General features: G+C 41.1%; 26 protein-coding genes. 14 read left to right on the top strand and 12 right to left on the bottom strand.

The genetic code is table 11. The features are described 5' to 3' along the window. Positions 1-13: 13 nt before the first annotated feature. Positions 14-2026 (bottom strand): ABC1 kinase family protein, encoded by a 2013-nt coding sequence (locus tag ACWATR_RS06820; RefSeq protein ID WP_460330739.1) that lies wholly within the window; start codon positions 2024-2026, stop codon positions 14-16. Positions 2027-2275: 249 nt separating this feature from the next. On the opposite strand from ACWATR_RS06820, the gene recN reads away from it, so the two are divergent. Continuing rightward, positions 2276-4024, top strand: coding sequence for a DNA repair protein RecN (recN, locus tag ACWATR_RS06815; RefSeq protein WP_460330736.1), 1749 nt, complete (start codon positions 2276-2278; stop codon positions 4022-4024). Positions 4025-4117: 93 nt separating this feature from the next. On the opposite strand, the gene ACWATR_RS06810 is transcribed toward recN, so the two are convergent. From ACWATR_RS06810 to ACWATR_RS06795, 4 genes are all read right to left on the bottom strand, one after another. Continuing rightward, the gene (locus ACWATR_RS06810; protein ID WP_460330734.1) at positions 4118-4792 is read right to left on the bottom strand and encodes a VOC family protein; all 675 of its coding nucleotides are present in this window, start codon (positions 4790-4792) and stop codon (positions 4118-4120) included. Positions 4793-5048: 256 nt separating this feature from the next. Further along, a complete protein-coding gene (locus tag ACWATR_RS06805) occupies positions 5049-5522 on the bottom strand; it encodes a MarR family winged helix-turn-helix transcriptional regulator (protein ID WP_460330731.1) in 474 nt (157 codons plus the stop codon). A gap of 19 nt (positions 5523-5541) precedes the next feature. Further along, positions 5542-6396, bottom strand: a complete 855-nt coding sequence (locus tag ACWATR_RS06800) for an ABC transporter permease (RefSeq protein WP_460330729.1) — start codon at positions 6394-6396, stop codon at positions 5542-5544. Continuing rightward, positions 6353-7204, bottom strand: coding sequence for an ABC transporter ATP-binding protein (locus ACWATR_RS06795; protein WP_460330728.1), 852 nt, complete (start codon positions 7202-7204; stop codon positions 6353-6355). Before ACWATR_RS06795 ends, ACWATR_RS06800 begins: the two co-directional genes overlap by 44 nt. A 182-nt stretch (positions 7205-7386) precedes the next feature. Between ACWATR_RS06795 and ACWATR_RS06790 the strand changes: the two genes are divergently transcribed. From ACWATR_RS06790 to ACWATR_RS06780, 3 genes are all read left to right on the top strand, one after another. After that, positions 7387-7635 (top strand): DUF4926 domain-containing protein, encoded by a 249-nt coding sequence (locus tag ACWATR_RS06790; protein ID WP_460330726.1) that lies wholly within the window; start codon positions 7387-7389, stop codon positions 7633-7635. Between the two features lie 131 nt (positions 7636-7766). Continuing rightward, complete coding sequence (locus ACWATR_RS06785) at positions 7767-8027, top strand: AbrB/MazE/SpoVT family DNA-binding domain-containing protein (RefSeq protein ID WP_460330725.1); 261 nt, start codon at positions 7767-7769, stop codon at positions 8025-8027. Beyond that, entirely contained in the window at positions 8027-8344 is a 318-nt protein-coding gene (locus ACWATR_RS06780; protein ID WP_460330723.1) for a type II toxin-antitoxin system PemK/MazF family toxin, read from the top strand. The genes ACWATR_RS06785 and ACWATR_RS06780 overlap by 1 nt, the downstream gene beginning before the upstream one ends. 54 nt (positions 8345-8398) lie before the next feature. Here the strand turns inward: ACWATR_RS06780 and ACWATR_RS06775 are convergent, their stop codons facing one another. Beyond that, complete coding sequence (locus ACWATR_RS06775; protein WP_460330721.1) at positions 8399-9088, bottom strand: SAM-dependent methyltransferase; 690 nt, start codon at positions 9086-9088, stop codon at positions 8399-8401. A gap of 671 nt (positions 9089-9759) precedes the next feature. Here ACWATR_RS06775 and ACWATR_RS06770 point away from each other — a divergent pair. From ACWATR_RS06770 to ACWATR_RS06760, 3 genes are read left to right on the top strand one after another with little or no spacing between them, the layout of a single operon-like run. Further along, the gene (locus tag ACWATR_RS06770) at positions 9760-9969 is read left to right on the top strand and encodes a DUF2997 domain-containing protein (protein ID WP_012406943.1); all 210 of its coding nucleotides are present in this window, start codon (positions 9760-9762) and stop codon (positions 9967-9969) included. A gap of 39 nt (positions 9970-10008) precedes the next feature. Next, positions 10009-10395, top strand: a complete 387-nt coding sequence (locus tag ACWATR_RS06765; RefSeq protein ID WP_460330718.1) for a DUF1257 domain-containing protein — start codon at positions 10009-10011, stop codon at positions 10393-10395. Continuing rightward, complete coding sequence (locus tag ACWATR_RS06760; protein WP_460330716.1) at positions 10395-10856, top strand: ferredoxin; 462 nt, start codon at positions 10395-10397, stop codon at positions 10854-10856. The genes ACWATR_RS06765 and ACWATR_RS06760 overlap by 1 nt, the downstream gene beginning before the upstream one ends. Before the next feature lie 128 nt (positions 10857-10984). Here the strand turns inward: ACWATR_RS06760 and ACWATR_RS06755 are convergent, their stop codons facing one another. The 3 genes from ACWATR_RS06755 to ACWATR_RS06745 form a co-directional block, all read right to left on the bottom strand. Beyond that, positions 10985-11269, bottom strand: coding sequence for a YiaA/YiaB family inner membrane protein (locus ACWATR_RS06755; protein WP_069069207.1), 285 nt, complete (start codon positions 11267-11269; stop codon positions 10985-10987). A 270-nt stretch (positions 11270-11539) separates the two neighbouring features. Next, the gene (locus ACWATR_RS06750) at positions 11540-13183 is read right to left on the bottom strand and encodes a DUF4335 domain-containing protein (protein ID WP_460330713.1); all 1644 of its coding nucleotides are present in this window, start codon (positions 13181-13183) and stop codon (positions 11540-11542) included. A 213-nt stretch (positions 13184-13396) separates the two neighbouring features. Continuing rightward, positions 13397-14002, bottom strand: a complete 606-nt coding sequence (locus ACWATR_RS06745; RefSeq protein WP_069069205.1) for a DUF3038 domain-containing protein — start codon at positions 14000-14002, stop codon at positions 13397-13399. Between the two features lie 682 nt (positions 14003-14684). Here ACWATR_RS06745 and ACWATR_RS06740 point away from each other — a divergent pair. After that, on the top strand, positions 14685-15638 hold the full coding sequence (locus ACWATR_RS06740; RefSeq protein ID WP_460330710.1) for a molybdate ABC transporter substrate-binding protein: 954 nt from the start codon (positions 14685-14687) through the stop codon (positions 15636-15638). A gap of 329 nt (positions 15639-15967) precedes the next feature. On the opposite strand, the gene ACWATR_RS06735 is transcribed toward ACWATR_RS06740, so the two are convergent. Together ACWATR_RS06735 and ACWATR_RS06730 are read right to left on the bottom strand one after the other, a co-directional pair. Beyond that, a complete protein-coding gene (locus ACWATR_RS06735; RefSeq protein ID WP_460330707.1) occupies positions 15968-16855 on the bottom strand; it encodes an aromatic ring-hydroxylating dioxygenase subunit alpha in 888 nt (295 codons plus the stop codon). Between the two features lie 425 nt (positions 16856-17280). After that, positions 17281-17880, bottom strand: coding sequence for a hypothetical protein (locus ACWATR_RS06730; protein ID WP_460330706.1), 600 nt, complete (start codon positions 17878-17880; stop codon positions 17281-17283). 482 nt (positions 17881-18362) lie between these two features. Between ACWATR_RS06730 and ACWATR_RS06725 the strand changes: the two genes are divergently transcribed. Next, complete coding sequence (locus ACWATR_RS06725) at positions 18363-19280, top strand: lysylphosphatidylglycerol synthase domain-containing protein (RefSeq protein WP_460330704.1); 918 nt, start codon at positions 18363-18365, stop codon at positions 19278-19280. 6 nt (positions 19281-19286) lie between these two features. Here the strand turns inward: ACWATR_RS06725 and ACWATR_RS06720 are convergent, their stop codons facing one another. Then, entirely contained in the window at positions 19287-20609 is a 1323-nt protein-coding gene (locus ACWATR_RS06720) for a hypothetical protein (RefSeq protein ID WP_460330701.1), read from the bottom strand. A 1056-nt stretch (positions 20610-21665) separates the two neighbouring features. Between ACWATR_RS06720 and ndhL the strand changes: the two genes are divergently transcribed. From ndhL to ACWATR_RS06695, 5 genes are all read left to right on the top strand, one after another. After that, positions 21666-21878 carry an NAD(P)H-quinone oxidoreductase subunit L gene (gene ndhL, locus ACWATR_RS06715; RefSeq protein ID WP_292760199.1) on the top strand — a complete coding sequence of 71 codons (213 nt, stop codon included), beginning with the start codon at positions 21666-21668 and terminating at the stop codon, positions 21876-21878. 24 nt (positions 21879-21902) lie between these two features. Next, entirely contained in the window at positions 21903-22214 is a 312-nt protein-coding gene (locus tag ACWATR_RS06710) for a DUF3007 family protein (protein ID WP_181930689.1), read from the top strand. A gap of 107 nt (positions 22215-22321) precedes the next feature. Further along, positions 22322-23149, top strand: a complete 828-nt coding sequence (trpA, locus tag ACWATR_RS06705; protein ID WP_460330697.1) for a tryptophan synthase subunit alpha — start codon at positions 22322-22324, stop codon at positions 23147-23149. A 242-nt stretch (positions 23150-23391) separates the two neighbouring features. Then, the gene (locus ACWATR_RS06700) at positions 23392-24051 is read left to right on the top strand and encodes a heterocyst differentiation related protein (protein ID WP_460330695.1); all 660 of its coding nucleotides are present in this window, start codon (positions 23392-23394) and stop codon (positions 24049-24051) included. Positions 24052-24917: 866 nt separating this feature from the next. Further along, positions 24918-25652 carry an FHA domain-containing protein gene (locus ACWATR_RS06695; RefSeq protein WP_460330692.1) on the top strand — a complete coding sequence of 245 codons (735 nt, stop codon included), beginning with the start codon at positions 24918-24920 and terminating at the stop codon, positions 25650-25652. Positions 25653-26822 lie beyond the last annotated feature (1170 nt).

Here is a 26822-nt window from a genome sequence, read left to right as displayed (position 1 = left end):
CTCATAACTTTTACTACGTTATCAATAATTGCCGAATTAACCTGGCGACTGCTTTTTGCGTGAAGCGGGTAGCAATTTGTTGACCCAAACGCTGTACATCTGAATTTACCAATAACTGGGCAACTTGGGACGCTAGTTGCACTGGGTCAAAGCCTCTTGTTTCTTGAAGAATGCCCAATATACGTTTGATATGCTGCAAGGTTTGTTGTTGCTCAACTGTGGCTGCTGGAGTTTCATTAACTGCTGTCAATCCTACCCGTTCCCGCAACAGGGAGGTAAAGTTATGCAAAACATTTTTACCTAAAGCATCGAGTCCGTTGATAGATTCATCTACTAGTTTGTCACGAATAAAAGCACCGCGTTCAGATGACAAAAATTCTATCCCCTGATTCAGCACTAAATTAAAGTCGTAGTCTTGACTATTGCGGGCATTTTTTAACAAGTTCTCTAAGCGATTCCAGCGAAATCGCCCATCTTTAAATAGCAAATCTTGCAATGATGCTCTTAATTGCGGTGCTGAGTCGGTTAACAAGCGTTTAGAAACGTAGGGATAAGCTTCGCTGAGGACTTTAAAGTTCGGATCTATAAATATTGCAATACCTTCCAGTGTCACGAGTGAGCGAATAATTAAAGCGTAGTAGGGCGGTACGCGGAAAGGATATTCATACATCAAAGCAGATAGTTCATCAGTGATGCTTTTAATATTAAGATCGGCAACACTGGCTCCTTCGGCATCAGCAAAGACTCTTGCAAAAGCTGGGATAATTGGTGTTAAATCGGTTTCTGGTGATAAGAAATCTAACTTAACGTAGTCTTTTGCTAATCCTTCAAAGTCGCGGTTGACGACATGGACGATCGCTTCAATCAAACCATAACGCTGTGGTGGCTTGATCTCGCTCATCATTCCAAAGTCGAGATAAGCTAATTTGCCATCGGTTGTCGCTAACAAATTACCAGGGTGGGGATCTGCATGGAAAAATCCGTGTTCTAGCAACTGGCGCAGGGAACACTGCACACCTACTTCAATGAGATAACGAGCATCTATACCTTGGGCGCTAATTTCTTCTGTCTGGGTTAATTTGGTGCCGTTAATCCACTCCATCGTCAAGACGCGACGATTGGTATATTCCCAGTAAATTTCCGGTACGTATATGTCTTTTATGTGACCATATAGCTCGAAAAATCGTTCAGCATTCTCGCCCTCGTGGATGTAGTCCATCTCTTCAAAGATGCGATCGCCTAATTCATCAAGAATCCCAACTAAGTCACTTCTTACCCGTTTGACCTTTTTCTGCACCCAAGCAGCGAGGTTACGCAAGATATACAAGTCAATCGTGATCCCCTCTCTTAAGTCAGGGCGTTGAACTTTAACAGCGACTTCTTCACCAGTTTTTAGCTTACCTTTATAGACTTGCCCCAACGAAGCCGCAGCAATTGGTTGGGCTGAGAGTTCGGCGTAAACCTCTTCTGGAGGTGCGCCTAGTTCTTCTGTGATAAACTGGTAGGCAATTTCGTTGGGAAAAGGCGGTAATTGGTCTTGTAGCCTAGTTAATTCTTCTAGGTATACGGGAGGAACTAGATCCGGTCTGGTGGACAAAGCTTGTCCAATTTTGATGTAAGCAGGCCCCAGTTGCGTCAGTAATTCTCGTAACTGAGTGGCTCGGCGGCGATCATTTTTGACGACAATTCCCCGTTTACTATCCGACCACAACCCAAAAGCAAAAGATAGGGTCGGCCCCAACACGGCGAAAATCCGCCGTACAACTTGCAGGGGTCTATTTTGGTAATGCGCCGCTATGCCTACGGGATCGTAAAGCGTCTCCGGTTGAGCAGTTGTCCTGAGCTTTTGAGCAGCTAAGAGGGATGGTGATGTCTGCGATGGGCTACGCCTACGCACTACCAAACCTTGTGTACCATTTTCTTCTGGCACTATATCAATAACGTCCAGTTCGCCTCGGCGATTTGTGCCGTTGCGACTGTCCTCCTGAATCAGTTGGGAACTAGGGGGAAGTGTCTTAACAATCATGAAGAAGGCTACCAGTTCAGAACGATCACATTAAGTATTGTAACAATATGTTGAGGGATTGGGCATGGGCATTGGTTATTTCCCACTTGCTGTCCTGCTCCCCCGACTCGCCAGTAACAATAGGTCTGCTACACTTAAATGGGCATACTAGTTCAATAGTAGTAGGTATTGCTAGTTGCTGAAAAACCATGCTTATTGTCCTGTAAATTGGAAGTATCCGGCATCTGCCCTCACGGAGAATTTGGCTTGATGTTGCTCTGTCTGCGAATCGAAAACTTTGCCTTAATAGACCAACTGGAATTGGAATTTGGCGCGGGGCTAAATGTGTTGACAGGTGAAACCGGCGCTGGAAAATCGATTATCTTGGATGCCATTGATGCCGCTTTAGGAGGTAAAGTTTCTAGTCGAGTCATTCGTACAGGAACAAGTCGGGCGATGGTGGAAGCGACTTTCACCTCAAACGCCCCTCTAGCGGCTTGGTTGACCGAACAAGAAATAGATTTACTTGATGAAAATTCCGTAGTCATTAGCCGAGAAATCACAGCCACTGCTAGTAATATCCGCAGTCGATCGCGGGTGAATGGTGTGTTGGTAAATCGGCAGATTATGGGAGGAATGCGCGATCGCTTGGTGGAAATCACCGCCCAAGGTCAAACGGTACAAGTAGGACAATCTGCCCAAGTCCGGGACTGGTTGGATTTATATGGCGGTGACTCATTGATGCAGCAACGTCATAAAGTTGCCACGAGCTTTAGTACTTACCAACAGGCGCATTTAGCCCTAGAAAAACGCCGGACATCAGAACGGGAAAGGTTGCAACAACTCGACTTACTGACTTATCAAGTGCAGGAATTGGGAGCAGCCAATCTCAGTGAGCCTAATGAATTGGAACAGTTGGGACAAGAACGGGAACGCCTAAATCATGTCGTCGATTTGCAACAGATGAGTTACAAAGTTTATCAAGCTTTGTATCAAAACGATCATGAAACTCCCGCCGCAGGTGATTTATTGGGAGACAGTGAGACGATATTAAATGACATGGTGGGATACGATACCCAACTACAACCCCTATTGGAATTGGTGCGGGACGCGCAAGCTGCGGTAATGGAAGTGGGAAGGCAAATTAATGCTTATGGGGATGGTTTAGAAGCCGATCCGCAGCGGTTGGAAGAGGTGGAAGAACGGATTCAGGAATTAAAGCAAATTTGCCGCAAGTATGGGCCGACACTTACAGAAGCGATCGCTTATTACCAACGTATCCAAGGGGAATTGGCCCAACTTAACGATAACGAACAATCTATTGAAAACTTAGAACAGCAAGAAAAGGCATGTTTTGAAAAACTCACCCAAGCAACTAATCAGTTAACTCAACTGCGGAGTAAGGCGGCTGCTAATTTAGAATCACGTTTGATAGCTGAACTCAAGCCCCTAGCGATGGAAAAGGTGAAGTTTCTGGTTGAAATATTACCAGCTTTCCCAACTGCGATGGGAGCAGATAAAATTACCTTTACATTTAGTTCCAATCCCGGAGAACCACTGCAACCTTTAACGGAAGTTGCTTCTGGTGGGGAAATGAGCCGCTTTTTACTGGCGCTGAAAGCTTGTTTTTCTCAGGTTGATGTGGCTGGGACGATGGTTTTTGATGAAATTGATGTCGGGGTTTCGGGAAGAGTCGCCCAAGCGATCGCGGAAAAATTACACCAGCTAAGTCAACGCAACCAAGTATTATGTGTTACGCATCAACCTTTAGTTGCGGCAATGGCTGATCGACATTTCCGCGTAGATAAGCAAACTATTAATCCAGGTAAGGGTAAAAAAGCCAACAATGTCAATGCTGAACAGCGTACTGTTGTCAGAGTTACTACTTTGGATAATTTAACCACTCGCCGGGAAGAATTAGCGCAGTTAGCTGGTGGTAAATCTGCAAGTGACGCGATCGCTTTTGCAGAATCTCTATTACTACAAGCTGCGAACCACCGTCGCGGCGAGCATACTTGACCAAATAATTCGTAATTCGTAATGACGCTCGCGGACTCGCTACCGCTACGCTAACGTAATTCGTAATTAATGGTACAGAGCAACTTGATAAGTTTAGGCGGCCAATTCTGAAAGGCGTAAACCAGCGATATTTTCACAGGAAAAAGTCTCTTTACCTATCCATCGGCGGCAGATTAGCTCTATTATCTGGCCTGCCCAGTTGCGGAAAAACCATTGGCACAAGGAACCATCTTCTTGAGGAGTCATAGACAAAGGAACAAAGCCTTTCTTTTGCCACACCTCTGCTGCTGCATAGATATCATCAACAAGAATGGCAACGTGATGGACAGTATTAAAACCTTGCTCGTGGAATAAGTTAGCAATCTGCTCATCGGGTGCGTTAGGTGCAAGTAGTACCAAAATCATGCCTGACGGCATTAAAGCTGAAAGAAAGTACATACCAGCATCTTCGGGCAATAAGCTTTGCTCTGGACAAAAATCATCAGGCCATTTTCCTGGCCCTTCCGTGATTTTGGCATCATGCTTGATTAGAGTCGTAGCGTACTCTGTGAGAGTTTCTGAATTAGGAAACAATAGTACATAGTGATCTACGACAACTGGTTCACCAAATATATCTATGCAGAAGGATGAGTTTAAAAATTCTGGCGTCTTGCACTCTTCTTTATACAAGAGCAATCCGTCAGTTTCAACAAAAGGAGACTCCTTCCTCATCGAAGTCTCAGCTAAGTTAAAACCTTTTGCAGCTTCTGCTGGAAGATTATTGCTCATAATACTCACCTATAAAAATGATCTAGTATTCAACATTAAGGCTCAGAAGCAGGGCTTATGTCTACATCATAACTAATACCAATTTGCTATGAAGATTCACTGAATTATTAAACCTAGACGTGCAATCCCGAATCCTCCGAAGGCTGGGTCGATGACTGAAGCTATTGCGACCCCACGAAGACAGCCGTCCAATAGTAAATAGCCGATAGTCTTGAAACTTAAAGGCTGCAAAAGGATCGGCTGTGTAAACTCAGAGTTATGGGGATTTTAGTTCCGTTTTCTCGAAGACATTTTTTAGTAGAGTTAAGCCTTCTTCAATGTTGGAAATTTGGTCTTCTGAAAGACCTTTCAGTAAGTCGGTAATATGAGCGCGAGTTTGATCTTGGGATTGCTTCAGATGATGCCTTCCATCTTCAGTTAAATTGAGCAACACCCGCCGCCGCTCTTGAGGATGAGCAATCCGTTTTACGAAGTCGCGTTGTACCAAGCGTTCTATGGTTGCTGATGCCGTGGCAGAGGTGACACCTAAATGCTCTGCCAGGTCAGATAATGAAGCACCGGGATTGCGGTTAATAAATGCTAGCGATCGCAATTGAGGTATAGATAAAAAAGCGGCACTATGGGCACGCATATCCGCTCGGATAAACCGCATCACTAATGGAACTGTCTCCATTACTCTAGCGGCACATTCTTCGGAAGTTGCACCTTGATTAGGTTTATCCAAGGTCATGGGCTTGTTGTTCTCCTAGTTACATGGCCACCCGTGGATAAAGTTTTCCACCAAGGATGGCCAAAATTATTAATGTGAATAAGAGAATTGTACAATCCAGACCAAAGCCATAGATGCTAGTGCCATTCAACAGCATGGTGCTACGTAACCCGTCAACTAGATAAGTCAACGGATTTAAATGGGAAATAAACTTTAACCAACTGGGCATTAACGTGATCGGATAGATGGCATTGCTAGCAAAAAATAACGGCATGGTTAACAATTGTCCAATACCTGTCATCCTTTCTCGGCTTTTTACCAAACAGCCAATAATTAATGAAAAAATACAAAATGTTCCCGCCCCTAGTATTACTAGCAGCAGTACTTGGAGAATAGCTAGGGGATGAAGATTTAGTTTGACACCTAATAAAAATGCTAATCCGTAAATGAATATTACCTGAGATAAGCACCTCACCCCACACGCCAGGGCTTTGCCCAACACCATCGCCACGCGAGGCGTAGGACTAGCTAAAAATTTATGGACAATGCCTAAATCTCGCTCCCAGATTAGCGTCATTCCACCACTAAAAATTGCCACAAACAAAATACTCTGAGCCAATATACCAGCAGAAATAAAGTCTAAATATGGTAAGTTTCCTGTTGGAATCACGCGAGTTCGGGCGAAAACTTGTCCAAAAATTAGTAGCCATAAGGCTGGTTGCACAGCTCGAACTATTAAATCAGTAGGATCGTGGCGGAGTTTACGTATTTCTAATTCTGCGATCGCTAGGGTTTTCGTAACTAGCTCTTTAATTGCAGAGATCAAATTTACTCGAACAGTAGGTGGTGCTTTAACCCAACCGTTGAGCAGTACGTCTGGTTCTTGCTGTGTCACGGTAGTTCACTCCTGATGTTAACTGGTCGCCTGTATAGTGAATAAAGACATCATCCAAAGTTGCATTTGGGTTATCTAAAGAAGCTTTTAAATCGCTTGGTGTACCTGTGGTAACGACTTCACCTTGCTGCATAATTGCCACTCGGTTACATAAGCTATCCGCTTCTTCTAAAAAGTGGGTTGTTAAAAATATAGTTGTGCCGTAATCAGCACAGAGTTGTAGCACAAGCTGCCATACTTGAGTTCGAGCGATTGGATCTAGTCCGACAGTCGGCTCATCAAGAAACAGAATTTGGGGTTGATGGAGAACTGATATGCCAATTTCCAGCTTGCGGATCATCCCACCAGAGTAGTTTCGTACCAAGCGGTGCGCTGCATCTTGCAAACCCATGTATTCTAAAATTTCATAGATGCGGCGATCGCGTCCTTTGGCAGGTATTCCATACAGCTTGGCGAAGATTAAGAGATTTTCGTAACCCGTAAGACTACCATCAGCAGAGAGCGCTTGGGGTACATAACCGATAGCCTGTCTCACAGGATTAGATTGACGAGTCACATCATAGCCAGCTAAGGTTGCTTTCCCTGCACTGATAGGCAGTAAGGTTGTCAACATCTTAAGAACTGTACTTTTCCCTGCACCATTGGGGCCAAGCAGTCCAAAAACTTCGCCTTGTTCTACAGATATGCTCAGGTTATTAACTGCGGTTAACTTCCCAAAACGGCGTGTGAGTCCCTGAGTTTCAAGGATTAGCGGTTTTGGTTCGCTAGGAGGTTGCGATCGATTTATTTTGCCCGTCAGTATTGTCACAAATTTGATGCACTTCTATTAATTAGTAAATCTAACTATTAGCTTCTCAATAGATTTACCAGAAGTCAATAGACTTCTGGCACAAATTTGAATCAGAGTAAAAGGAAACTCAGTAGAGTGGCGGCGAGGTTCTTGATGGGCGAAGTATCACTGACCAATTAACCGCACTAAAGCGATGAAGTATGAATAAAATTAGAATTGAGTTGCTGGATGTAGTAGCGCTGACAGTTGATCTACCTGAATACAGCGTGTACCGTGGTCAAGTTGGCACAGTAGTAGAATTATTAGCTGGCGGTGCTGCGTTTGAGGTGGAATTTAGCGATCGCTCTGGCCGCACTTATGAATCTGTCGGTGTACGCCCAGAGCAAATTATGGTGTTACATTTTGAGCCAGCATCCCCTGATTCAGTACGGTCAATGGTGACAGCATAAGTGGTTGTGGCCAGAGCGATGCCTACGGCTGGCTACGCCTACGCATTAAAAATTATTGAAAAATTGAGCGCTTGTTGACAAAATCCTGATTAGTAATCACAATGTAATTACAGTCAAGGATAAATATCCTCATGGGAACAGCAATTAGAACCCGTATTGTTAAAATCGGGAACTCTCAAGGTATCCGTATTCCTAAACTTCTGCTTGAACAAAGTGGTATTGGCGAAGAGGTGGAAATTGAAATTCAAGATTGTCACCTAATTGTCCGTGCTGCCTCTCAATCGCGTCATGGATGGGAGGAAGCATTTGCAACTATGGCGAATCAACATGATGATACACTGCTCGATGATGCAATAACTACAGAGTGGGAGCATCTAGAGTGGGAGTGGTAGTGAATCGATTTGATGTGTTTTTGGTTAACCTCGACCCGACAATTGGCAGTGAGATTCAAAAGACAAGACCCTGTGTAATAATTTCACCAGATGAGATGAATAAATATATTGCCACGGTTATTATTGCTCCGATGACAACTAAAGGACAGTCTTATCCGACTCGTGTTGCTTGTCAGTTTCAGGGTAAGGATGGACAAATCGTTCTAGATCAAATTCGTACAGTTGACAAAACTCGATTAGTCAAAAAGCTAGGTCAGATTGACCCTAATGAACAAAAAGCAGTTTTAGATACTTTAGCTGAAATGTTTGCTGAATAATATACCTAACAATCTATACACTGGATGGTTATACTTATTCTTTATAGATACGAATTATATAACATCTCTGGTTATCTTCAACATTTTATTTCCACCAGGCTGTAATTCGTATTCAACCTTTTCAATATCTATCTTGTAACCCTTTGAAGTATAATATTCAACTATTTCATCTAAATGTTGTGAATGTTTCCACATTAAAGTTATTAAGGGAAATATTCTGACTTCTTTAGCAATACGCAACATCTCACCTACTGAATTTAAGTGAAAATCGTAATCGAGATGGTCTGAATATAAAAATAATAAATGCGAACAAAGAGCTATATCAAATTCTTGATTATCATAAGCCAATTTTGGTAATTCACCAACTGTATATCTATTACTCTTTTTGCCAGTTTCATAATCACACAGAAATTCTTGAATAACTTTGACTCGATTTTGTCGCAAATCATCCGGAGATTTATGATAGCTCCATACCCAATCATTCGATGTAGCGTTGACTTGGTTAATTATGTTATCTACCACTTCATTAAATCTTTGCAATATTTCATCACTGGAAAATTGATAGAGTGGGTCAACAGAAACTACACTTTTACCCTGACGTGTCATTTCTGCATTAAAGCTTGCTGGCCCATCCCCAATCCCAATGATGCTTTTATTTAAATCTGCATTTGTTAAATTGAATATTTTTATATATTCATCCATCGACCTCCCAAAAGGAACTACTTTCTCTAAAACCATTGCCATAGAATTTACCTCGTAAATAGACTTATTAAACAGGATAATAATAAAATTAAAATGTTTTATTCACTGATAGACGGCAATCATTCAGAAGCACGTTAAGTTCTTTTACAACTGTCAAGGAATTTCTACCTTTAAACACAGCAGCGATCGTGGTAAATCTCACCAATGGCAGAAAATAGCGATCGCAGTTTAAAAATCCCTTTACACCCGATGCTAACTAAAGTCACTATATTAAAGACTTAATACAATACCTACGTATACCCCACTATCTTGCTCTAGGCTGATACAGCATTGCATCCAGCCTACCCAGAAGAGAATAAAGTAAATCGAATGGTAATAATAAAGTTTTTCAAGAAATTTTATATTTTTGTGAATTGTCTTGCTGGCTATACTACCTCTAATGCTTATTCTTAGGACTTTTGCAGCTTACCTAGCTACCTTCAGTTCTTACCTTGACTAATCAAGAAGGTTAAGAGAAACTAACTAAATACTGATGCATCTGCTTATAATAATAATAAGTTTTGTAAAGATTCTGAGATATATATGTTGAAAGATGGAACATTAGTTAACAAATGGCAAGTTTGTATCTAAGTAAAAATGTTCCTACGGCTATATTTGTAGCCTTCTGCTAAGGCAGTACAATTTAAGCGTACTTATCCTGGTTGGCCAAAAGAATGGAGACATTAGAGTTCATAATTTATCCAGACGGTCGGGTACAAGAGAAAGTCACTGGCATTGTGGGTGCTTCTTGCGCTGAGGTTACAGCAGCAATAGAGGCACAGTTGGGGCAAGTACTTAATCATGAGCCAACCTCAGAATATTTCGCCGCTAAGGTGCAGCAATCTAATGTGGCGAATACACACACCACTTACAGCGATTGGTAAGTTTTCACAGTAGTTTAGTGTTATTAATTCACAACCACCATGTCACACTTTAGCCAAATTAAGACTCAAATCCGTAACCTTGATTCTTTGAAAGATGCTTTGACTGAATTGGGCGTAGACTGGAAACCCGGCCCACGCGAAGTCCGTGGCTATCGCGGTCAAACCCATCCTGCGGAAGTTAGTATTGAGCAGGAAAATGGCTATGACATCGGTTTTAGATGGAATGGCAAAGAATATGAACTGGTGGCTGACTTGCAATATTGGCAGCAAGATTTATCTGTAGATGGATTTTTGCGCCAGGTAACACAGCGCTATGCTTATCAAACAGTTGTGAAAGAAACCGCTCGTGTTGGTTTTCAAATCTCTGAACAACAAAAAAATGAAGATGGTTCAATTCGCTTGGTAGTACAGCGCTGGAGTGCGTAATGGCTGATTTTCTGCCGTCGCCGGAAGAACAAGAAGAGAACCGTTCCGGTTTGGAACCAGAATTAGGGGGTTTCTTACGGGATGCCCCAGAACGTTCTGGTTTGGAACCGGAATTGGGCGGTGTACTGCGCCAAAATGGTGTTTATGTTGACGAAATCACCTGTATTGGTTGTAAGCATTGCGCTCATGTTGCGCGTAACACCTTTTACATTGAACCAGATTACGGGCGATCGCGCGTGGTTCGCCAAGATGGGGACGCTGAGGAACTTATCCAAGAAGCAATTGACACGTGTCCAGTTGATTGTATTCATTGGGTTGATTACACTGTTCTGAAAAACTTAGAAGAGGAGCGCAAATATCAGGTAATTCCTGTAGTGGGTTATCCGGTAGAACAGGCCGTGGCTGCTAGCGAACGTCGGCGTAAAAAGCAAAAGTTAAAGACCAAAAAATCCCGTTATTAAGATAAAAACAAACGTTAAATCAATATAATAAAGGACTGGTATATCCAGTCCTTTAGTTTTTCGTAATATAGTTAATTTCTAACAGCTTTTTAGTAAAGCCTTTTAATCCAAAATTGCTGTGACTAGCTTCATTTTAAATTTAGAGGATCGTGTTGTGAAAGCAATTTTTCTACTTTCGCCTCGTCTAATCTAGCAGTTAATCTTCTAGTTTCGTGCAAGTCTCTAGTAGTTTTTGCCAAAGTAAAAGTTGAGCCAACAGAAAAAGCTAAACCCATACCCATAAATCCTTTCACCCAGCTATTGACAGGTAAATTTACAATACCGAAGGTGGTCATAGAAATAGAAATCACAAAAGCTGCCCAAGTTTGAATAACCCAAGCTGGACTGTCTTTCTGAGTACCAATTGTTTGCATATTTCTTATTTTTGATATGAGTTATTTGTACCAATTCGTAATTAAGAGGTATAAGATTTAATCTGAGCCTCTAAACTTGTATTAGATAGTTCGATTTTAGAGAATTGGTGTTAACAGTAATTGTATTAATGGGTAGGTTTACTGGTATCAATAGTAAGACCAGTTTGATAACTGTACTCCAAAAAGCAAGCTCAAGAGCAATTGGATTAAATAAAAACTGGCACAAAGTTTGTACCAGTTTTACAAGTGGCATTAAACAGATTAGTTTACTTATTCATCTGGAAAAGTCTGTACCTTGCCATCAGGACTGAGAACCACTCGAATTCTGACATTTTGTCCGCCTCTATTAGGGGAAACAAAAGGTTTACCCACTTCAGGCATCCCAGTGCTATCAACGAATTCTCTTGCTGGCTTATTAAGGGGAAAAATTCGTTCAACTGTGCCGTCAACACTGACTATTAAACTATACTCTAATGTTTGTCCTAGTCCAGTGGGTGGTTGCCAACGCTTTCTTAAGTATTCTCTAGCTTCTGCTACTTGAGGTGTATCAAATAATGTGCCAGTAGCCACTTCTGTGGATGTGGGGGGTTTACGTCCGTCCCCTAATTGATCGATAAAGGGATTATTATCCGCAGTTCTAGAAGAAGGAAGTTGTGAAGCAGGTTTTTCTCCAGGAGAAGGTTGCTGTAGAGAATTGATTCTTTCGTCTAGCTGTTGTGAGCTTAGTGACGGTGGTTGGGTAGGGGTATTACCAGCACTATTATTGGGTATATTGCCAAGAGATGGGGGAACTACTGGTGAGATATTAGTTGGTAAGCTGCCTGCATTAGCAGATAATCTAGGTGGCAAATTCCGCAGTTGAGGCAGAGTACCAGCTTGAGGATTTGATCCTGTAGGGTTCTGTCCCAGATTTGGTAATATGGCAATTTCCTGACCTGGGATTTTGCTGGATGGTGCGTTAGCGTCCGCGGAGCGTCTCGTAGAGAAGCTCGTCGTTCCATTAGTGGGAAGAGTTGAAGTCGTCCCTGGAGGTATTGTCAGTGCATTATTTGGAAGTAGAGATGGCGATGTAGAGAAACTAGAATTAGGTGCTGTTAAGGGTGCTTGAGGCAAACTAGATGTGGAAAGTGGAGGGGTGGAACCTAGCAAATTATCTGATGGAAGAGTGATCCCGGCTTGAGGCGTGGGAAAGTTTAGTGAGGGTGAAGGTTCTAAAGCAGCCTTTATCGCTTCTGGATCTGATGTTTTGGCTGTCTGCTGTTGCTTTTCCCTAATGGTATTAGCATATTGCCAAGTAACTGGTAAAAAACCCACACCTAATACTAATACTGCGGCAATAGGTGCCCAAGCCGGGAATCTCAGAGTCGAACTCGTGCTGTTAAGGGTTGGGAGTGCCATGACATCAGTCGAGTATTCATCTAAAGCACTTGCCAAATCAAATAGTTGCAGCAAACTGAGTTGAATTACGGGGCCAGATGAGTGATTGGCGAGAGAACCAAGAAATAAATTGTGAGTTAAATAGGTGTTTGGTTCTAAGTAAATATTTGCCCCTGGAATTTGGGTACTAAAGGAATTTAATGTTTTTGTTGAAGACTTTAATTCCGGCTCATCCAGTGCTGTGCTTGACTCTTGAGTACCGGAGAAACTGACCCAAAAGCTTTCTGGAGACTGTTGGAGGAATTCTTGTACATAGCTGGTGACCGCATCACATAAAGCTTCGAGTTGTTCGCGATCGCCCCGAATTGGAACTCTGTGTTCTTCTGGTAGTCGGGGATCATCAAAACGTAGCTCAAAGCTTAGGTGTTTGAGGACAGTTTTCCCCATCCAACGAGACAGAGGTGAGCTTTGCGCGAATACTTCTAGCGTGCAAGTCGGCGGTGTATAGCAACGAATGACAGAATTTGATAGAGGCATGACAGGAACTGCGAAGAAGACTATTTGGGATTTTGCAAAAAATTGAACCAGTTGCTTGCCAAGAAAAGTTGAAACAGTGGATTCCTCCACTCAAAACTTTGTCAGGTTTCTTCGGTAGTGCATTGCCCAAGAGCTAACGACTATCAAAAGAGTTTCCTGATCTAGCAAACAAATCACAAGCGAATTTTGGTTGAGAAATTTCAAATCTAAAATTTAAAATTTTGTTGAACGGTCTATAAGTGCTAGCCAGAGACGGCGATGCCCACCAGGAGCACTGTAAAAAAGTAAATCTACAAGCAGTTTTAGGGCCAGGTTGGTTAGTAAATCCGTTGAGATTTGCTCGTCCTCTTCCATCCGCTCTTGGTAGGTGTTGCAAAAAGCATCAATATAATCTCCAAGTAAAGCAGCCTGGTGAGGTTCCCGGTTATTTTCTGCCATTTGTTCCAACAGGCCGACAGCGCGGCGAATCAATTCCTGGTGCTGTTTGGCTAGGTAGCAGATGATCAGAACAAGCGATCGCGCTTCTTCGACATCTAGCTTTTTTCGCCCTCCTTGACCTTTGCGTAGGGGATTTGATTGGCGCAGTCGCCATAAAGCTACGCGGTCTGGCACTCTTGACTCTAAATTCAGATCAGTTGCCGCCGAAAGCATTGCCTCTGAACCAATCCCAGTTAAGGTTTCTAGGGCCAACAGCACCAAGTCTAATTGGGTTTTGATATTGTCCCATTGAACTGTGTTTGGGGCTGGAAGCTTGATTAAATCCTCCCACTGGGAATTTGGAGTGGCTGAGTTGGCGGCCGAGTGCATAACTTTTAGCATAGGTGATCAAGCTGATAGGGGATGTTGCTGTTACCCATTTTGAAACCAGACTCTCAAGCATCAAGCTTGGTTTCCCATAGCTATGAGCCAGAGGCTTCAGCTAGATTTTTTCTATGTGGTAAACAGCATGTATCTTTGTCCTACTCTAGATGAAAATTTATTTTTGACAAAGTAGAAAATTATCAATTCTAGTTAAGGTTTACCCAACTTTCGCTGCTAGTTCCGTACCAGAGTATAAATAAACAATTGTTTGGAATGCTAACTGCTAATTACCCTCAAGTAATTATGTAGAATACCTCCTAATTTGTTTACAGGTTTAAATTTTGAAATTTCTTGATGTTTATTAATTGGTCTTTATGTATACATAATTACTATACAAATATTTTGGCTGTTTGCTACAGGCGCTTCTTGCTGCTGGACAGCAGTTTCACTTGTGTGCAGCCTGTTATTTCAGGACAGGCTGGGCAACATCAGGACGATTGATGCATTCTTGAAACTGATGACAAACTGAAAAATTTTATCAAGTCAGCATTTGAAGATGTTGGTTAATTGATTATTTCCAACTTAGTTGGTATTATATCTTTAATCACAAACTACGCACATATCAAAACTCATTTATTACTTTGATGGGTAAAGATAATGGCTAATTCACTGAGTAGTAATAGTAACCCGGTAATATAATATGAAAAAGCATTTTTTTGCCTTTACACTGATAGCTTGTGCTGTCAGTATAATTCTGCCAACTCAGGTATTAGCAGTTAAGTTATACGGTGCTGGTAGTTTGCGGGATAGCCTCACAGAAGTAGCTGAATCTTTTAACGAGAAATATGGGGTTCCGGTAGAAACGCGATTTGGCCCATCTGGGTTAACACGAGAATTTATAGAACAAGAATTCTCCAAAACCGGAAAATCCGCAGATGTTTTTGCTAGTGCAGATATTGATAACCCCCAGCTTTTATTTGAAGAAGGTTTAAGTGAACCTGTAGTAAATTTCACTAGTAACCGCATGGTTGCTGTTGTCAGATCAGGACTTGGTATCACATCAGATAATTTGTTGGATTTTTTACTAAAACCCGATATCAAGTTGGGAACTTCCACACCTGTAGCAGATCCATCTGGTAACTATGCGTGGCAGATATTTGACAAAGCCAATCAGATTATACCTGGTAGCTCTCGAATTTTGAAGGATAAAGGCTTGCAGTTAGTAGGTGGTAATCCTAATGCTCCTATCGTTCCTAATGGCAAAAATAATTTAGTCTATTTTCTCGAAGAAACAAAGCAGGCAGATATCTTTTTAGCTTATTACACCAGTGGGAAGACTGCTCAAATAACAGAAGGTGGTGACAATCTGCAAATAATAGAGTTACCCGACTATTTAGCAACAAAGGCTAATTATGGAGTGACTATACTGAAAAATGCCGATCCTGCTGGTGAAAAATTAACTAAATATATCCTGTCACAAGAAGGGCAAGAAATTTTGGCAAAGTATGGATTTAGCACTCCCTCTACTTCTGTTCCCGAACATCAGGGTGTGAGTGGAATTTTACTAGCTGTAGGTGTAGCTTTAATTTTGAATAAAAAACAAGCGTTTGTCAAAAATGAATTAATCAAAGTTGGTGCGTCTGATGATGATTAACCCTATAAAATTATTGGTTTTTGTGATTTAGAAACGAAAACTGAGTAACGCTAAGGTGATTAATTTAGCTGCTTCAAGAGACGCAGCCGTTACTGATGATGAAATTAGGGCTAGAGAGTTGAATTGTTGTAGAAGTTTTTAAAGAGATGCACTTAGGTGATTTCCAGAATAAAAATTACCACACAACATCATTCCATCCTAGTGGAAAACGGCTGTTGCCCTCCGCACGGGTAAAATTATTTTGAGAAATCACCTGAAAGCTTGACAATTTAATTACCAAAAACGTCAATCGCTTTATCAATGCTGACTTAAAAGTTAGATTATTAGGTCTAACTACGCCATCGAAGTGTCTTTTCTTTAATTGGGTTAACAAAAGAACGCCCCTGTATTTGAGACTTGGCAAATTCTGCTTTCAATCTATAATACCAACGGGCTTGGGCATCGGCATCTCCAACTAAAGTTAAGGGTGGATTATGTTTCAAGCCAATTTGTTGTTTAAGCAAAATTTCTTGATCTTGATTGAGAAAACTGCGCGTAAACCATAGTAACAATGGCTGGAGAATAGGAAACCAAGGTAAAGTTGTGTAAAACATCGTTGTTTCCTCAGTCTCAGTTTCGGAAATGGGAGTAATTGCTGTTAAGTTACAAACCATATGTTTCTCAGTAAACACCCGCTCAATACGAATTCCCGGTAAACGAAATGAGATTTCGATCTGTGGATTGCGTCCAATCAAGCGATAGAACAAGGTTTGTTGTTCTAGTGGGTGCTTTCGCATGGTAAAGCCATGCAAAGATGGTTCAAAGATTTTGACTACTTCCTTTAGTGTCTCAGGGGAACGCCACCACCAGGCCTGGTGAACGAAAGCAATATGAGCAGGATCGATCAATCCGACTACGGCGTGATCAACATCACAGGAAAAGCGGATGGACTCAACGGCTTGGTGGCTTTGATCGGCAAACTCAGGGATTAATGGGATTTCTTCTAATATTAAGGAAGTCTCATCATTTGACATATAAATCCAAATATTTCCTTGCGCCTCTTGTATTGGATAACTTTTCGTTTCACTTACCTTGGCAAAGACTTTTCCTGAGCGATCGCGACTAAAAATTATTAGTTCATTTAAGAGAGTTTTTGAAATTATTTGTCCAGATTTGAGCTGTTTGCTGGGTAATGCATAGTACCAAGTATTTCTTAAAAACAAAGGTGTTTTAGCCATATTTAGAATTGGAATTAAAGCAATTGTGCGATCGCAATTTGTGAGTCTAGTTTAAATTAATTCAGGAGAGATATGTTGCGAAAACTGTTTAAGACATAAAACACATCTGTTCTCAGGTGACGGATCACACTGCTATTTAGTTCAATTCTAAGCAAATGAATGTATTTTATTCATTTGGATGCGATCGCTTTAACCGCACTTTGGGTTAAGCGAACCAACCGCAGTGGTTCAACCATTTAAAAACTCAGCGCGATCGCTAAAAACGGTAGCTTATAATACTTTATCCTTTTATTGCAGATTGTTACACCGCTTAAATGATTATCTAAAACTCAAAAAAGCCTGCGTAGGCAGGCTTTGTTTAGGTAGCCCCAGACTAAAGGTCTGTGGGCGCTTTCATATTCTTGTAAGAGATTGAATGACTAATTTCAATCAACGTTTCTAACTGCCCCCTTCACTGCATCGCCTGCATCCTCAGCTGTGCGCTGAACATTTTTACCAGCATCTTCAGCCCCACGCTGAACATTTTTCGTCAAATCTTTGGCTGCATTCTGGGTATTACCCTTCAAATTTTCAAATCCACGCTGAGTCCCCTTAACAACACCTTCCCGTAACTCTTCAGCAGAACTGCCGATATCTTCACCCAGATTCTTCACTCTTTCACCAACTGGTGTACCTTGTTGGAAATTCCGAACATATTGCTCTCGGCTGTCAATTCCCTTTTGGTCAATGTTTCTTTGAGCGTTTTTCACTAGCGCCTCAGCTCTATCATTAGCTGCCTTTTCATCTCTCGCTCTAGGATCTACATCACTAAAGTTATTCATTCCACCAGCAGGAGAATTCAGAGGATAATCTTTTGTGGAATCATATCGTTCGATATTAGGTGCTTGAGCGCCAGGTTGTGGTGGCTGTGTTGCTACTCCCGGAGCACCACAAGCCTGTGCCATAAATAGAAACATTCCTGCTAAAAAAACAGTTAAAATTTTCAAGGGACGGATGTTTTTCAGCCAATTCATTGCTTTTTTCATAGTTCTAACTCCTTGCATTTTTGTGACTAAGTTAAACTTCAACCAAGATTGATATTTGGAATTATTTTTGTATCCGAAGTTTCAGACAGAAATAATAACTTTCATTAATGATATGAATAATGAAATAAGTTTTACATCTAGCGCAAGTCACATTTTAATTAGTACAAAAATAATATTTTTATCTAACTATAGGGAGATATAAACTAAGTTAACGAACTTTGGGGGTTTAAGTCCCCAGCAAGACAGGCAGACCGTTTTGGGTAGGGATCTAAATCCCCGAACGCTCGCAAACTCACTAACGCAAAACGTAATTGCGTTAGCGGAGCGGGGCGTTAGCCCATTGCGAATTGTTTTAATATGGTTGTCGTCAAAAGAGCTACATCAAGTTGTTTGATACTTCAAAAGCTTTGGATATATAGCTGACATACCATAAAATTTGAGGTATTCAGCCATTGTTGCTCTACTGTTAAATTACTAAATTCATGAAACAATTTTTACGCTGGATAATTTTGGGAGGAACACTGTTTTTTTTGGGGAAAGCTCTGAAGGATAATTGGATTGAGGTGACTGCTATTCGCATTGATGAGGTAGGATGGGCAATTATGGCGATCGCTACAGGGGTGACTTTACTAGCTCATACCTGGGCAGGCTGGATCTGGACTTGGATTCTACAAGAGTTAAATCAACCTGTATCATCTCCCCAATTCATCCAAGTTTACCTAAAAACGAACATAGCTAAGTATTTACCAGGTAATATCTGGCATTACTACGGGCGAATTGTCGCCGCCAAAAATGCCAATGTTTCTGCTGGTGCAGCCACCTTAAGCGTTTTGCTCGAACCCCTACTCATGCTAGCGGCTGCTTTAATCATTATTGTCCTATGCAGTAGCCAATTTGCGGCAGCGAATACTACCCTCGTTTTGCAAATACTACAATTGCTGAGTTTAGCTGTAGTCCTTTGTGCGATTCATCCTTGGTTTTTAAACCCAGTTATTCACTTTTTGCACAAATTGAAAGCAAAAAAGTCTGCTGCTACCACTGAACCAACTGTTCCCTTCAGTCTTAAAAGCTACCTCCTACGACCTTTGTTAGGAGAATTGGGCTTTATGCTACTACGCGCCACTGGGTTTATACTAACTATCTTCGCCCTGGGTTCGTTGAATGCGAATCAAATTCCTTTGTTGTTAGGGGCTTTTAGCTGCGCTTGGTTGTTGGGGCTTGTCATACCCGGTGCGCCTGGTGGGTTAGGTGTATTTGAAGCGACTGCGTATGAACTTTTACGACACCACTTTCCAGCTGCTCTAGTATTTAGTGCGATCGCTCTATATCGCCTCATTAGTATTCTAGCTGAAACTGCGGGTGCTGGCCTCGCCTGGTTAGACGAACGCCTTGCTAAATAACAAAACTCATTTTTTTCTATCTACTTTCATCTGTGAAAATACACGATAACCATCCAGATTTAACTGCGAATTACTGCTTTGTTCCTCTTCTTCCATCTTAATCAAGTTATATTCCACGTTTTCTGCATAAATTGCAAAGGTGATATTAAAAATCTCCATAAAATTAATTACTCCCTTGCATTCCTCTTCCGAATACTTTTCATAAAAACGAATCAGATGAGCAATCCGAGTTTCTAAATGTCTGCGAGAGTTTTTACAAATCAAAATAATCTTTAATAGTATAATCACCAATGTTAGAGAATGACCTTGGTTAATTAATAGTATAAATAGCGATGAAGGTTGTTTTGCATTTTCTATTGTCAAACAATCAATAACTCGATTACAGGTTCTCAAAAATAGTTCTTTAGTCATAATTTCTTGATTGTAATCTTTTTTCCATAAGGATAAATTATCTGTAAATTGCTGCTTCCAACTCTCTACTGATTCTTGATTTTCTACAGAAAAAAATAGATATTTTTCCAAATTTATTTTAAATTCTTCCAGAGTTTGATTTTGAGTTTGCTTGATAAATATATGGGCAATATTTTCATGGCTAAATACACCTCGTTTTAAGACAATGGCTTTTATTAGCCTGAGAGCTTGGTCTCCCAAAACACTGGGATTTTTATAGCGTGTCGTGCTTGATACAGCAGATTGAGAACGAGCAATATACATTGCTAGTTCAAACTTAAATTTGTCTTTTATCTGTTTAGAAAGCCTCCTAGCAGCCTCTTGTTGCTCTATGGGATTATTTTTATTAACAGATTGATCAATTAATAAATAGGAAGTATAGCGATTAGCCCAATGACCTTTAGATGATTCCTCATATTTAGTAGCAAATAATTTTAGTTCTTGGTAATCTTTGCTGTTGACAAAATTCTCTAGCCAGTTCTTACAAATTTTTACGACTGGATGATTATTGGTCTTTATCTTCAGATTTTCATTAACAAATAAATTAACTAATTCTTGGATATATTTGTCTTTTCGGTTACTTTTCCAATTATTAACTATGATGTAGCAACACCGTTTAAGTGTATTATATAATTCCTGTTCGTTATCATCTAAAAAAAGGCTATATATTCCAGGTATATAATCTGAATCCTCTGAATCAAGACCGTCTATAAATAAACCTTTGAATTCCCGTAAAACATCCTCTGGTGACAGTTTTTTGACAATTTCCACGAAGAAGCTATAAACCTCCTCTTGTGCAATTTGCACATTTAGCTGTCTAGAGTTAGACGTAACACAATGGGGATCTTCCTGACTGATTGATAAACTATTAGCGGTCATTTCAGTTATCAGGACAAAAAGGCTTCCTGTTCATATTATTACCAGCTTAACCTTGGTGAACAGTAGTATCAATCTATTCTTCAGAGATTCAGTAATCTTTTTACATAAATTTGATTAACTAAGACTATAAATAAAGTATTAAAGACAAATTGTTTAATACTTCATTAAATAGTTCAGTGAAATTACTTAATTTACCTATAAAAGACCATGCATAAAAATATGGGCGAGTTAATCTATGACTTAGATACAACTCGCCCATAATTTTTATGGAAGCCTTTCTGTATTTTAAATTTTTAGTGGGGGTGGAGGGACTTGAACCCACACGACCTATTACGGTCAACGGATTTTCATTCTCCCGCAGTTTTCACTGCTGCCTGATGACAATAGCCAGTTCAGGTTTTAAGAATTGGACTCTCCCTTTACCCTCGACTTAACGTTAGGGTAGCTCCCGTCGGGTCTCTGCACCTTCCGAATAGTTATGAGTTAGGAGTTAGGAGTTAAGAGTTTTAAATTTACTCACCACTCAGCACTCATGACTCAGGACTTTCTTCGGCTTGGCTCAGGATTGCCATGTCTGTCACCAGATTTAGGTTTCCCTGAGTTTGAGAGCTTCCACTTGAGGGATTTCTCCTTCAAGGCTCAATTATTTAAGTCCGTAGCGTCTACCATTCCGCCACACCCCCGCAGGTGTTTGGCAACTAGTGTAACTAGTTATTTTGTAGAGGCAGCAAATACCCCCTCATCTATTCCACCATCAATTGTGTCTTTTGTCCAACTAGATTGAAAATATTTTTTCCAGACTGTGCGATTGTTTCCCAAAATTAGAAGTTTTCTTTGTTTCCCCGTAATCAATCTGGATGAGTTTCCGATCCTGTCTGACTAAAACGTTTGCTTGGTAGTAGATTTACGATAATAGCATGAAATTACCTTTTATCAGTCAATCTGGATATAGAGGAGGAATTATGCCGCAGTAATGTTGAAAGCATCATGACTATACTTCCCTCAGTTAGGCTGTTCAGCCTATGATGGAAAACAGATGCTTAAGACTTGAAAGTTATGATTGTCGCCCTGCTGTATCTGATTTTGGCTGGAGCTTACCTTTTGGTAATCCCTATTGCTGTCTTGCTGTACCTGAAGCAGCGTTGGTATGTAGCTAGCTCCATCGAGCGTGTATTCATGTACTTTTTGGTGTTTTTCTTCTTTCCGGGTCTGTTGGTTCTATCGCCGTTTGTCAATTTCCGACCTCAACGGCGACAAATTCAAGTTTAACGAAATTGGTAGGTCATAACTCTCATGCGACGGATTGACGCTATTGGAATTGGCTTAGGTGTTTTTATTGCCGGCGGATTGGCTTATGTAGGATTGCAGCTAGTCGGCTTGGATAATCAGAAAGCTGGTATATGGAGCCAAGTCTTACTAGTCAGTGGGTTAATTGGCTGGTTAGCGACTTATTTTTTCCGGGCGGTGGGACAAAAAATGACCTACCACCAACAGCGGGAACAGTATGAGCAAGACTTTCTGCAAAAGCGGCTAGACGAGCTTACTCCTGAAGAACTCGCACGAATTCAAGCTGAAATAGAACAAGAAGAGCAGTCTCAGGTGTAAAGTTATCATTGGTCAGTTGTCTCATTTGTCCTTTGTAACTTGCCTAAAGCTAATGACTAATGACTATGACCACTGACCACTGACCAATGACCAATGACTAATTACTAATGACTGCGATTTCTGATTGCTTTGAAACCCTTGGGCACAATCGTGAGTGCGCTCTAATTCCGTTTATCACCGCTGGCGATCCAGATTTAGAAACAACAGCAAAAGCGTTGCAAATTCTAGATAGTAGTGGAGCCGACATTATAGAACTGGGCATACCTTACTCCGATCCTCTGGCGGATGGGCCAGTAATTCAAGCTGCTGCTACCCGCGCCTTGCAAAGAGGAACGAAATTGGAACAGGTGCTGGAAATGTTGCAAGGGATTACTCCCAAATTGCGATCGCCTATTGTCCTGTTAATCTATTACAACTCAATTTTGCATCGGGGAATTGAAAAATTTCTTCAGCAAATTTCCGCTGCTGGGGTCGCCGGATTGGTAATACCTGACTTACCCTTAGAGGAAGCAGCAGGCTTGCTGCAAGCAGCTAGTGAGATGGGAATTGATGTCATATTGTTGGTAGCTCCCACCAGTTCTGCTGAACGGATAGAAGCGATCGCTCATTCTTCTCAAGGGTTTATTTATTTAGTCAGCGTTACAGGGGTTACAGGAGTGCGATCGCAACTGGAAAACCGCGTGTCAGATTTACTCCAACAAATTCGTAGTGTTACTGATAAACCCATCGCTGTCGGCTTTGGCATCTCCGAAGCTGCACAAGCCCATCAGGTAATGGAATGGGGCGCAGATGGAGCGATCGTAGGCAGCGCTTTTGTGAAACGGCTAGCAGAAGGAACACCAGAGCAAGGACTAAATGCGATCGCCCAATTTTGCCAAAGTCTCAAGGCAGCCATCAAGACCGCCAATACCAGCATAAATACTCCTCTTGATTAGACGGAGAAAGTAGATTAAAAAAGTATAACAGTGTAGTTTTTCTATCGTTGCTTGGTAGACAATTTGACCATTATGGTCTTGAATATTAACATCAGATATCATGATGTAAAAAAACTAGCTGATATAGTCGCTTATAGTTTGAGTATTATGTGAAATCAAGTAGGCATAATTTATGAGTGTGAGTGTGAGAGTGAGTCAGTCACAAATGATTATAGTTACGTCGCAATCGAGGAGCACAGGCGATGAGTGAGAGTATGGCGTTTATCGGCGGGGTCGCCGTAGCTGGGCTGGCGGCTCTCGTATTGCTCAAAGGAACAAATACCCCTCTACAACCTAACTTTGCTGTTGCTCCGCAAATGCCAGGGACTGTAGTAGCGCCAGGACAAATGTATTCTCCCTACAACCCTTATGCGCCGCCACCAGTGTATCCTGGTCAAGCTCAACCACCTACTGCTCCCAATACTGACCAGCGCTTAGAGATGGAGAAACTGAACGCGCAAATGCAGCTGGAGCGTTTAAAAAACGACAATGAACAGCTAAAGTTGCAAAATCAACAACTCCAAGGGCAAGTCCAAAATTTCAATACTCAACAGCAGTGGCAATTAGCCCAGCAAAATAACCAACAAAAAACAGCAGCAATCCAGCCGCAAAGTTCTTGGTGGTCTTCACCTATGCTTTGGGCAGTGGGAGGCGCAACTCTCACTATTGGTGGTGGTGTTGTCGTCGCTGGGGTATTGGCTTTGTTCTCACCACGGCAGCGTCCAGCCCGTACTGTACAAGTTATTCACCCCTACCAAGGAAATACACCACCTTTGGTTCCAGTCCGTCGCGCTGAGTTTCTGCCTGCTTCGCGCATGGAAGCAAGAAGAGTTGAAGCCCCAGAATACGACGAAATGCACTAATCAGGAAAATTAAATCACAGATTAATACGAATGCACACAGATAAATTATCTGTGTGCATTCGTTGTTTCAAATCATCAACAAAGCTTTTTACAAGGTTTATATCTAGCCGTTTTCAAGTGTTAAGCGTGGTATATCATCATATTGGAACGGCTCGCCTGAGTGCTGTGTCCGTGCCGCATGTTGGGGCTTTGGATCTTTTGTGTTGAGTGCGATTATTGCTTTCTTTTACTCAGCATAAAAGGTAAGTAATTAACCGGATTTTATATTAGAGTTTGGACTATCTTTACTGATTAGTTCTTTTTATTGAAGCCGATTATTTAGATTAGCAAATATAGCCTATGTGTTTTTTAAAGTATCCGTTAGTTGTATTTTTATTAATAATTTTAAACCACTTTTTTTTATAAGGATCGCAAGGCTTTTATTTTCTCACTGACTTTGAAAATTTAGCCCTGATCATTCTCAGTAAAAAAACTCAGATTCATTCAGAATTGACCAAATATATAAATGTTTGGATTGATCGATAGTCATCACTCTCATAAATGTTAAGGAATATCCAGTTATCTAGCAAAAATACGCAGGCAATTGTCAATTCTTAATGAAATCTTTATGATTTCTATCTGTTACAAATAACAAATGATTATTTACAATAAACAATAAAGCATCATAAGAATTTTTGATAAATATTTTCATGCTTTTTATGGCTAGAAACAACGGGGAATCTCGCACCTAAAAGTTGTAAAACATAACGTTATTAAGCCACTCAAGTTTTCAGATGGCAGCGGGAAGTGAAAAATCAATTATCCCTGATTGTGGGCTGAAGTAAAATATTCAAAACCGAAATCAGGTAGTACAAGGTTTATGTATAATGGCTGACTTTGCACAAACAGAAATAGAACGGCGATTAACTTTATATCAGGTATTCCTCAAGTTGTATGAACACCACAGCAGCCTTCTAGATGAAATTCTTCAGCTAGAAAACCTATCTCAACCGTCCTTGACGAGAGTAAAGGCATGTTACGTACATGGTGTAGTGGATACTAGTGCTGTTTATTTGATGACCAACTTGTGCGACAATCAGACTCAAAGTTTACGACAGCCACAGCGAATCTGGACGATAGGTCGGAATCGCACCAGCGGCATTTACATTGCTGATAGTTATATGTCTCGTCGCCACGCTGCTATTCAACATATTGACGAGCAAGGCTTTTACTTAATAGATTTCAACAGTACCAATGGTTCCTTTGTGAATGGCGATCGCGCTGTTGGCCCGATCAAGCTCAAAGATGGCGATCGCATTCGTCTAGGCAATATGACTTTTGATTTTTTTGTGAATTATACCTGTCGCGTTTTGCCAACTGTAGCAATGGATTTATTGATGCAACTTTTGCATCGAAAGAACAACAATACAGTAGAAATGCTTACTTATTACCAGAATAGACAAAGACCTCTAAATGAAAAACCAGATTCTAATTTAGAAACTTTCAGAAATTCTGCACTCTTTGAGAAGCATGGAAATTGGTATGAGAATTTCAGTTCAGAGCAGAAATCAGAAATTTTAGACCGCTTTTTCAGCAGACAAATACCGTCTAATCTCAGCTAAAAATTTCGTAGATCATGTCTGACCTTTCAACACTAAACTTGGGTATTTGGAGGAAATATTTGCTTTAATTTTCTCCCCTCCCTTTGGTGTAACCCCATTCATTCACCAGCAGAATCATGTATTTGGGTATTTATGGGGTTCTCTCCACTGCTCCCTTTCCTATTCTTTGACAGGAGGATTGCTAGCAGACAAACAGTTAAAGGTCAAAATATAGAAAAAAAATTAAGAATGTGATTAAATATCATAGCAATCATTTTGGAGTGGCATCTCTATCTCACAATAATAAAAAGAAAGCGATTCAGGGATTGAGTGAGACAGTTATGCTCTATCCTGACGAATAGGAGGATATTCAAGGTCTACCAGCAGTATCAACAAGAATAGCCGTGCATCATTCCAATATGGGTAGAAAATCCTGGGGCTATAGCCAAAAAAAACCCCCAGTGAGCGTTAGCCAACCAGGGGAGTTAGTTATCAGGGTGCATCTACCAATTAAATGTTCTCAGGTTAAACACCATACTCCGGATAAATTTGTAGAAAGGTCAGTTATTTTTTAAAATAAAAAACCCCAGTTGGTGTTAGCCTACTAGGGGAGTGATTTATCAGGGTGCATCTACCAATAATCTTTACTAGGGGTAGCCAGCATCTTCCGGGAAAAATGGTCAAAATCAAGGGTGATGGCGACGCCTACGCCGAAAAAACTCCCAGTGAGCGTTAGCCAGCCAGGGGAGCGAGTTATCAGGGTCAGTTATTTTTAAAATAAAAAACCCCCAGTTGGTGTTAACCTACTAGGGGAGTGAGTTATCAGGGTGCATCTACCAATAATCTTTTCTAGAGGCAGGCAGCATCTTCCGGGGAAAATGTCAAAATCAAGTGTGATGGCGACGCCTATGCCGAAAAAACTCCCGGTGAGCGTTAGCCAGCTAGGGGAGCGAGTTATCAGGGTCAGTTATTTTTAAAAATAAAAAAACCCCAGTTGGTGTTAACCTACTAGGGGAGTGAGTTATCAGGGTGCATCTACCAATAATCTTTTCTAGGGGCAACCAGTATCTTCCGGGAAAAATGGTAAAAATCAGGGTTGATGGCGACGCCTACACAATTAGAAAAAACCCCCAGTGAGCGTTAGCCGACCAGGGGAGTTAGTTATCAGGGTGCATCTACCAATAATCTTTT

It is taken from the genome of Nostoc sp. UIC 10890, assembly GCF_054786515.1.
Note: the sequence above shows the minus strand (reverse complement) of the source record. Positions and strands in the feature narration are given on the sequence as shown.

Coding starts and splice junctions, on each gene's coding strand:
- ACWATR_RS06725 (WP_460330704.1), top strand. CDS start 18,363: ATGAAACAATTTTTACGCTGGATAATTTTGGGAGGAACACTGTTTTTT.
- ACWATR_RS06735 (WP_460330707.1), bottom strand. CDS start 16,855: ATGGCTAAAACACCTTTGTTTTTAAGAAATACTTGGTACTATGCATTA.
- ACWATR_RS06710 (WP_181930689.1), top strand. CDS start 21,903: ATGCGACGGATTGACGCTATTGGAATTGGCTTAGGTGTTTTTATTGCC.
- ACWATR_RS06720 (WP_460330701.1), bottom strand. CDS start 20,609: ATGACCGCTAATAGTTTATCAATCAGTCAGGAAGATCCCCATTGTGTT.
- ACWATR_RS06810 (WP_460330734.1), bottom strand. CDS start 4,792: ATGAGCAATAATCTTCCAGCAGAAGCTGCAAAAGGTTTTAACTTAGCT.
- ACWATR_RS06775 (WP_460330721.1), bottom strand. CDS start 9,088: ATGGCAATGGTTTTAGAGAAAGTAGTTCCTTTTGGGAGGTCGATGGAT.
- ACWATR_RS06820 (WP_460330739.1), bottom strand. CDS start 2,026: ATGATTGTTAAGACACTTCCCCCTAGTTCCCAACTGATTCAGGAGGAC.
- ACWATR_RS06730 (WP_460330706.1), bottom strand. CDS start 17,880: ATGAAAAAAGCAATGAATTGGCTGAAAAACATCCGTCCCTTGAAAATT.
- ACWATR_RS06745 (WP_069069205.1), bottom strand. CDS start 14,002: ATGCTAAAAGTTATGCACTCGGCCGCCAACTCAGCCACTCCAAATTCC.
- ACWATR_RS06805 (WP_460330731.1), bottom strand. CDS start 5,522: ATGACCTTGGATAAACCTAATCAAGGTGCAACTTCCGAAGAATGTGCC.
- ndhL (WP_292760199.1), top strand. CDS start 21,666: ATGATTGTCGCCCTGCTGTATCTGATTTTGGCTGGAGCTTACCTTTTG.
- ACWATR_RS06750 (WP_460330713.1), bottom strand. CDS start 13,183: ATGCCTCTATCAAATTCTGTCATTCGTTGCTATACACCGCCGACTTGC.
- ACWATR_RS06785 (WP_460330725.1), top strand. CDS start 7,767: ATGGGAACAGCAATTAGAACCCGTATTGTTAAAATCGGGAACTCTCAA.
- ACWATR_RS06700 (WP_460330695.1), top strand. CDS start 23,392: ATGAGTGAGAGTATGGCGTTTATCGGCGGGGTCGCCGTAGCTGGGCTG.
- recN (WP_460330736.1), top strand. CDS start 2,276: ATGTTGCTCTGTCTGCGAATCGAAAACTTTGCCTTAATAGACCAACTG.
- ACWATR_RS06755 (WP_069069207.1), bottom strand. CDS start 11,269: ATGCAAACAATTGGTACTCAGAAAGACAGTCCAGCTTGGGTTATTCAA.
- ACWATR_RS06740 (WP_460330710.1), top strand. CDS start 14,685: ATGAAAAAGCATTTTTTTGCCTTTACACTGATAGCTTGTGCTGTCAGT.
- ACWATR_RS06760 (WP_460330716.1), top strand. CDS start 10,395: ATGGCTGATTTTCTGCCGTCGCCGGAAGAACAAGAAGAGAACCGTTCC.
- trpA (WP_460330697.1), top strand. CDS start 22,322: ATGACTGCGATTTCTGATTGCTTTGAAACCCTTGGGCACAATCGTGAG.
- ACWATR_RS06695 (WP_460330692.1), top strand. CDS start 24,918: ATGGCTGACTTTGCACAAACAGAAATAGAACGGCGATTAACTTTATAT.
- ACWATR_RS06790 (WP_460330726.1), top strand. CDS start 7,387: ATGAATAAAATTAGAATTGAGTTGCTGGATGTAGTAGCGCTGACAGTT.
- ACWATR_RS06770 (WP_012406943.1), top strand. CDS start 9,760: ATGGAGACATTAGAGTTCATAATTTATCCAGACGGTCGGGTACAAGAG.
- ACWATR_RS06765 (WP_460330718.1), top strand. CDS start 10,009: ATGTCACACTTTAGCCAAATTAAGACTCAAATCCGTAACCTTGATTCT.